At 67.8% G+C, this 7416-nt stretch carries 5 protein-coding genes and 1 pseudogene; 3 read left to right on the top strand and 3 right to left on the bottom strand.

The window, feature by feature from the left end:
* Positions 1-76: 76 nt before the first annotated feature.
* Complete coding sequence (locus tag VFB40_RS15175; protein WP_324851167.1) at positions 77-2086, bottom strand: cellulose binding domain-containing protein; 2010 nt, start codon at positions 2084-2086, stop codon at positions 77-79.
* A 366-nt stretch (positions 2087-2452) separates the two neighbouring features.
* Positions 2453-2953: pseudogene (locus tag VFB40_RS15180) on the bottom strand (TetR/AcrR family transcriptional regulator); the annotation flags it as partial.
* 583 nt (positions 2954-3536) lie between these two features.
* On the opposite strand from VFB40_RS15180, the gene VFB40_RS15190 reads away from it, so the two are divergent.
* From VFB40_RS15190 to VFB40_RS15200, 3 genes are all read left to right on the top strand, one after another.
* Entirely contained in the window at positions 3537-4271 is a 735-nt protein-coding gene (locus VFB40_RS15190) for a GH12 family glycosyl hydrolase domain-containing protein (protein ID WP_324851173.1), read from the top strand.
* A 78-nt stretch (positions 4272-4349) separates the two neighbouring features.
* A complete protein-coding gene (locus VFB40_RS15195) occupies positions 4350-5177 on the top strand; it encodes an LLM class F420-dependent oxidoreductase (protein ID WP_324851175.1) in 828 nt (275 codons plus the stop codon).
* Between the two features lie 163 nt (positions 5178-5340).
* A complete protein-coding gene (locus VFB40_RS15200) occupies positions 5341-7113 on the top strand; it encodes a cellulose binding domain-containing protein (protein ID WP_324851177.1) in 1773 nt (590 codons plus the stop codon).
* A gap of 114 nt (positions 7114-7227) precedes the next feature.
* On the opposite strand, the gene VFB40_RS15205 is transcribed toward VFB40_RS15200, so the two are convergent.
* Positions 7228-7416: RICIN domain-containing protein (locus VFB40_RS15205; RefSeq protein WP_324851179.1), on the bottom strand; the 189-nt coding region annotated here is incomplete at its 5' end.

Here is a 7416-nt window from a genome sequence, read left to right on the forward strand (position 1 = left end):
TCACCGTCTCGCCAGGCTGGCCGGGAGGCGCGCACGCGCCTCCCGGCCAAAGGCTCTCACGGATCCGGGGCGTGTCTCAGGACAGGTAGGTGGTCGTGCAGACGGTGCCGTTGAGGGTGAAGGAGGTCGGCGGCGGGTTCGCGCCGCTCTGGTTGCCGACGAATCCGAAGCCGACGGTGTTGCCGCTGTTCGCGGCGAGGTTCGCGTTCCAGTTCTGCGGAGTGACCACGACGTTCTGGCCGTTCTCCGCGAAAGTGGCGTTCCACGTGCTGCCGGAGACGGATTCGGTGGTGGCCGGGAAGCTGAACGCGAGCGTCCAGCCGGTGATCGGGTCGGGCCCGCTGTCGGTGACCGAGATGTTGGCGACGAAGCCGCTCTCCCAGTCGGTGCTCAGCGAATAGCTCACCGCGCAGGTGCTGTGCTGCGGTGTGCCGGTGATGAAAGTTACCGGTGCGGACGGCGCCGACAGGTATCCCTTCTGGTCGGTGGCGAGCACGTTGAGCGTGTAGGAGGTGCCCGGCTGCAGGTTGTGCGCGGTGAACGAGGTCGAGGTCGACTCGCCGAGCAGCACGCTGTTGGTGCCGAACTGCTCGTAGACCTCGTAGCGGGCCACCGCGGCGCCGGCCGACGGCTGCCAGGAGATCGTCGCGCCGTCCGCGCTGACGTTGGCGGCGGCCGGGCTGCCGGGCGCGGTCAGGGTGCTGTCGACCGGGTTGGTGGCGGACGGGGTGAGCTTGAGCGTCACGATCGAGTAGGGCGGGACGACCTGGGTGCCGGCCGTGCCCTGTTGCGCGCTGGTGATCGAGGTCGCCTCATCGCCGTAGGTGTAGACGGTCGGTGTGGCGGTGCTCGGCGTCCATCCCGCGTAGTTCAGGTTGACGGAGTAGGCGTTGTTCGGGTCTTGATTGACCAGCTCGACGCTCAGGTCGCCGTTCGCGTTGCGGGCCGCGTGCACCGAGACCAGCGGATTATCCGAGCCGGAGTTGACCAGTGTGTCGCCAGGTTGGGCGACGTTGCTGAGCATTTGCAGCGCGTAGTAGGCGGGGAACGGCGTGTTCAGCGGTGGCTCGCAGGAAGCGCCGCTGGACAGCATTCCGCCGTCCCCGGGGTCCTTCGCTCCGTCGGGCGCGGTGGTGATGTTGCTGCAGTCCGTGCCGTTGCGGGTGTCCCAGTAGTCCACCGTGAAGGCGCCGTTCTCCAGCGCGGTGAAGAACAGGTCCGCGTTGAACAGCGCGCCGGGCTGGGTGGCCGACTGGAAGTTGGAAGCGGTCTCGGTCACCGCGATGCCGATGTTCGGGCCGTTCGCCCCGGCGTACTGGTTGATCTGCTCGCGCAGCAGCGCCAGCTCGGCGGGCAGCAGCTTGGTCTGCTGCAGCACGTCGGCCGCGGTGGTGTGGTTCGGGTAGTAGTGCACGATCGCGAAGTCGACGTACGGGCCGACGATCGGCAGCACGGTCTGGTTCCAGTCCTTGCTGTCGCCGGACGCCACCATGCCGTCCGGCCAGCTGTCCGGCAGGGTGAGCACGACGCCGATCTTGATCGTCGGGTCCACCGCCTTCATCGCCTGCACGTACTGCACGACGTTGTTCGCGTATGTCGCAGGGCTCTTACTCGCGTGGTTGTCCAGCTCCCAGTCCGCGCCGTAGTACCCGTTGCCGTAGACCTCGTTGCCGATCTCCCAGTACTGGTCGTGGTAGCCCTTGGTGATGTTCGCGTACTGCACCCAGCCTGCCGCCTCCTGCGGCGTGCCGGAGCCGTAGTTGGCGATCAGGATCGTCTGCGCGCCGACCGACTTGACGGTGCCCATGAAGGAGTCGAAGTCGGTGCCCGGCGCGACGAAGCCGCCGCCGGACACGGTGCCGGTCTGCCAGTGGAATCCGTCCCCGTACGAGCCGCCGGGGTAGCGCATCATGCCCACGTTCGCCTGTTTCAGCAGGCTTGCGCTCGCCGGGGTGTTCATGTTGCCGTCCCAGACCGCTTGGTTCGCGCCATACGCGGTACTGGGCACCGTCCCAAGACCCTCGTTCGCGTTGACCGTGACGTGAACCGTCGCGGTCGCCGCGCGGGCGGCCGGTCCCGATGCCATCGGGAGCGCCGCGGCCACGAGCGCCGTCGCGGCGGCCGCCGCGCAGCGTCGCAATCGCTGCGCCGATCTGCGGTCGCGGAAAGCCGGCAGGTGCATACGATCCATCGCTTTCTGGCGCCCCGCCTGCAGCGGACGAGGTAACACCGGTCCGTGTCGACACGTCTCTACGAGCACTGGCATGGTCCGAGGGCGCTCTGCACCGGTCAAGCAACCAGCTGATCCGCCGTAGCCCAGCGCTCGCGCCATCATCCGACTACGCAGGTGCAGGGCCATGCCACCGGCCGATCGCGATGAACCTTGCGGACAGGGAGCGAGAAAGTTTCGTCACTCGCGTCACGCAACGTTCTCTTGATCAGGTGTTGCGCGTCAGAACGCTGAGTCCTCAGCAGGGCCGGCGATGTCGTGCAGGGCCGGTAGCGGCCGTGCGCAGATCTCGTGTGCTTCGGCGGCGGCGAGCCCGAGCATGCGCAGCAGGTCTTCCGTCACTTGGTCGGTGGTCTCGGCATCGTCGCGCTCGGGCTGAGCGTGCAGCAGCCAGCCGAGGCTCAGGGCGGCGCCGGCGACCGTCACGAGCGCGAGTTCGGGGTCGCACACGGTGAACCGGCCGTCGTGGACGGCGGCCTCGATGTCGCGGCGGGCGCGGGGTGCGAGCCCCTGATCCGAGGTGGTCAGGGCGAGCCCGTAGTGCAGCAGGACCTTGCTGAGGTCGGGTTGCCTGCGGTGCATCCGGCCGGTCAGGCGAAAGCTCTGCGCGAATACGTGCGCCGGGTCGTCCAGGCCCGCGGTCAGTTCATCGAGCAGCGCGCCGTGGGCCTCGAGGGCGGCTTCTACCGCCGCCTGGTACAGCTGCTCCCTGCTCTCGAAGTGTAGGAGTCGAGCACGCTCTTCGGCAGGCTTCCGTCGAGGGCGCCCGCGAGCTTCCAGGCGTGGTCCGCGGGCGCTTCGCCGTCGTCACGACGATTTCCCCGTCGCAGACCGAGCGAAGCGCGATCCACGACTTCGGCGCGGTCCTCATCACCGCCCAGCCCGACGGCGATCTGCACCGCTGGCTGCGCGCCGGCCGCGCACGTGCAGCCCGTCGTGCGACCCGACGGCACGGTGCTGAGCGCGAGCGGCAGCCTCTCCCGGCTGTGCCGAACCCTTCCCGGACTCCCCGCCGCCGACGGCTGAGCCCGCCACACCGAGCCGTTGTGCGCAGTTCTCGCGCCGCGTCTAAGCGTTCGAGTCGAAGCGCTTCGACGACTGCGAATGTATGCGCGTCCTTTACTCCCCGAGAACGATTAAACGTTCTCATCTGCACCGCCTATCGAAACCAGTCGAAGCAATTGCGGATTTCGATGACGGATCTTTTACCCATTTCCCGTCGTGAATGCCTTGACGCCTACCGCTTGTCGGCTGATGATTCGAAGCGCTTCGACTCGCTGGCCCTCAACGGAGAGGACACCCACCTATGCGTCATGTCACGCGCGCTCTCACGACCGCCGCACGCAAGCACAAGATCACCCGGCCGCTCGCCGCGCTCGCCACCGCGGGCGCCACGCTCGCGCTGGCCGCCGGCCCCGCGCAGGCCGCCACCTGGGGTTCCAGCGACCAGTGGGCGTCGTGGAGCAACGGCGGCTACACCCTCTACAACGACGTCTGGGGCAGCGGAGCCGGCCCGCAGAGCATCTGGGCCAACTCCTACAGCAACTGGGGAGTGTGGTCGAACCAGCCGAACACCGGGGGCATCAAGTCCTACCCGAACGTGACCAAGTGGGTCGGCGTGCCGATCAACTCCCTGAATTGGGTGACCTCCGGCTACAACGTCTCGGTGCCATCCTCCGGGGCCTTCGAGACCGCGTACGACATCTGGGACTCGGGCAACGCGAACGAGATCATGCTCTGGCTCAACCAGACCGGCCCGATCGGCCCCATCGGCTCGTACGTGACCAACGTGAGCGTCGGCGGCTTCAACTGGAACGTCTACAAGGGCTGGAACGGCTCCAACAACGTCTACTCGTTCCTCAACACCGGCCGCTCCACCTCCGGAAGCGTCGACATCCTCAGCGTGCTGCGATGGCTGGAGAACAGCGAGCACTGGATCGGCAACGTGACGCTGGGCAACGTCCAGTTCGGCTGGGAGATCACCTCGTCGAGCGGCGGCATGAACTTCCAGGTCAACAGCTACTGGGTCTCCTCCGGCTGAGCCGCAGAGCGCAGCACTTGCGCCGGGCGCGGCCGGCTCGTGGGAATAGCCCGGGCGGTAGCGAGGGTTGCCGCGAGCATGACGACTGAGGATGTGGGCAGGGTCGGGATCTGGGCGCCGTACACGCACCTGACACCGCAAGCCGCGAGCGAGCTGGAGCGGATCGGCTACGGGACGCTCTGGCTCGGCGCCTCTCCCGGCGCGAAGCTGGACATGGTCGATCCGCTCCTGGACGCGACTGAACGGCTGACCGTCGGCACCAGCATCGTCAACATCTGGGCGTCGGCGCCCGGGCCGGTGGCAGAGTCCTTCCACCGGTTGGAGGAGAAGTACCCGGGCCGGTTCGTGCTCGGCATCGGCGCGGGACATCCCGAGGCCACCTCGGAGTACCGCAGGCCGTACGAGGCGCTGGTGGATTACCTCGACCAGCTGGACGAGCACGGCGTGCCCGCAGCGCAGCGCGCGCTGGCCGCTCTCGGGCCGCGCGTGCTGGAGCTGGCCCGTACCCGCACGGCCGGGGCGCTGCCGTACCTCATCACGCCGCAGTACACGCGTGGCGCGCGAGAGCTGCTCGGCCCCGCCACGCTGCTCGTGGCCGAGCAGAAGATCGTGCTTGAGGTCGATGCCAAGCGCGCCCGCGAGGTCGGCCGCTCGCGCGTCGGCATGTATCTGCGCATGTCCAACTACGTCGCCAACCTCAGGCGGATCGGCTTCAGCGACGAGGACCTGGAATTCCCCGGCAGCGACCGGCTCATCGACGCGCTGGCGGTGCACGGCGACGTCGAGGCGATCTCCACCGAGCTGCGCGCACACCTCGCGGCCGGCGCGGACCAGGTCGCCATCCAAGTGCTTTCCCCGGACAACGACATCCTCCCCGCGGCGCGCGCCCTCGCCGGGCACATCTAGACCGCGGGCCGCAACGCGCCGCTCGGCGGCGGCTGCGGTGGTGGTAGTGGCGGCGGCGGACGATTCCGCGGTGTGCGGCAACCTTTTCCTGCCGTGCGGCGGACTAGGCGGTGCGCGTCCAAGCGCGAGGATCATCATCCGGACGGAAGGCTCCGCTGAACCCATGCCCCGCATATCCCGTCGCCGTTTCGCCGTGACCGCCGGTATACCCGCCATGCTGGCCCTGACCGCGGGCGGCTTCCTGCTCGCCCAGGGCGCGAAGGCGAGCAACACAATCGCCATCGACGTCAACATGTCCAAGAACCTGGGCACTGTCTCGAACTACGCCAACGGCCTGAACACCGCGACCTTCGACGGCCACCTTAACGACAGCGCGAGCACGAGCGCGATCGCCGCCGCCGGCATCACCGCCCTGCGCTATCCCGGCGGTTCCACGGCCGACGCCTACCGCTGGCAGACCAACACCACGGTAGACGGCCTTGGCTACGCCAACCCGAACAACGACTTCGACGACTTCATGGGCATCGCGCACAAGACCGGAGCGAGCCCAATCATCACGGTCAACTACGGCTCCGGCACGGCCGCCGAGGCCGCGGCCTGGGTGAAGTACGCGAACGTCACCAAGCACTACGGGGTCAAGTACTGGGAACTGGGCAACGAGATCCCCGGCGACGGAACCTACGGCGCCGCGTGGGAGCACGAGGAGAAGCCCAAGGGCGCCACGACCTACGCGAACAACATCGCGGACTACATCACCCAGATGAAGGCCGCCGACCCGAGCATCAAGGTCGGCGCCGTGCTCACCACCTACAACAGCTGGCCGGACGGGCTGGTGGCCTCGCAGTACGGCGACACCGCCGACTGGAACACCACGGTCCTCAAGCGGGACGGCGCGAACCTGGACTTCGTGATCGTTCACGACTACCCGACCTCCAAGAGCGAGTCGCAGCTGCTCACCCAGTATCAGAACATAGCGTCGGTCATCAGCCACACGCGCGCGGAGATCAACCAGTACGCGGGCAGCAACGCGCCGAACATCCAGATCATGATCACCGAGACGAACGCGAGCTTCGAGTCCGACTCCGCCCCTGCCGCGCTGTACGCCGCGGACTCGTACATGACGTTCCTGCAGAACGGCGTGACCAACATCGACTGGTGGGACCTGCACAACGGCCCCTCGACCACCAGCACCCTGCCCGACGGCGCCACCGACTTCGGCGACGGAGGCGTGCTCTCCGCCGGCGGCTGCACCGGTAGCGTCTGCGAGCCCGCCGCGAACACCCCGTTCCCCGCGTACTACGGCCTGCAGGCAGTAGGCGCATTCGCCCCGGCCGGCGCCCAGATGATCGGCACCACCAGCTCCGACGCCACGGTCACCTCGTACGCGGTCAAGACCTCCACCGGCGTGAACCTCATGCTGGTCAACCACAGCGCCCAGAGCAGCGAGCCGGTCGCCGTCACCTACGACGGGTTCACCGCGGGCAGCGTCACCTCCGCGCAGCAGTTCAGTGAGGCGACCAAGAAGCTCCAGACGATCAGCGGGACCGACGCGCACGCGTTGGCCCTGCCCCCTTACTCCATCACGGTCCTGAAGCTGTCCGGCTCCAGCGCCGCTCCCACCGCTTCCTGCACCGTGGCCTCCAGCTTCGTGGCCTGGCCCGGCGGCTACACCGCGAACGTCAAAATCACGAATACGGGCCCTGCCGCGGTCAGCTCGTGGAAGATCACCTTTGGCCTGCCGTCCCAGCAGCGGGTCCTCGTGAGCTGGAACGCAACGCACAGCCAGAGTGGCCAAACCGTCACCGCGCAGCCCGTGAGCTACGACAAGACCATCCCCGCCGGCGCCACCCTCCCGTTCGGATTCAACGCCTCCGACTCGGGCACCGCGACCCAGCCCAGCTGGTACGCGCTCAACGGCGTGCGATGCAGCAGCTGACCGCCGGATAGGGCCCTGAAACAGCCACCCCTCTGCGGTCGCGGCCCGGCGCGCTTCACAGCGCGCCGGGCCGCATCCTTACATCAGAGGGCTGCTGATGCCCTCATCTTCCGATCACCCGCCGAGGGTCCATTGCTGGTTGCTGCCGCCGTTGCAGGCCCACAGTTCGACCAGGGCGCCGTTGGCGGTCGACGCACCGGTCACATCCAGGCAGAGGCCTGACTGGGCTCCGGTGATGGTGCCGTTGGAGTTGAAGTTCCACTGCTGGTTGGACTGGCCGTTGCACGACCAGATGATCGCCTT

It is taken from the genome of Actinocrinis sp. (genome assembly GCF_035650855.1).
In the GTDB taxonomy this organism is placed as follows: Bacteria; Actinomycetota; Actinomycetes; order Streptomycetales; family Catenulisporaceae; genus Actinocrinis.

Bases quoted from the DNA above. Each gene is read 5' to 3' on its own strand.
- VFB40_RS15175 (WP_324851167.1), bottom strand. From the start codon at position 2,086: ATGGCATCGGGACCGGCCGCCCGCGCGGCGACCGCGACGGTTCACGTC.
- VFB40_RS15190 (WP_324851173.1), top strand. From the start codon at position 3,537: ATGCGTCATGTCACGCGCGCTCTCACGACCGCCGCACGCAAGCACAAG.
- VFB40_RS15195 (WP_324851175.1), top strand. From the start codon at position 4,350: ATGACGACTGAGGATGTGGGCAGGGTCGGGATCTGGGCGCCGTACACG.
- VFB40_RS15200 (WP_324851177.1), top strand. From the start codon at position 5,341: ATGCCCCGCATATCCCGTCGCCGTTTCGCCGTGACCGCCGGTATACCC.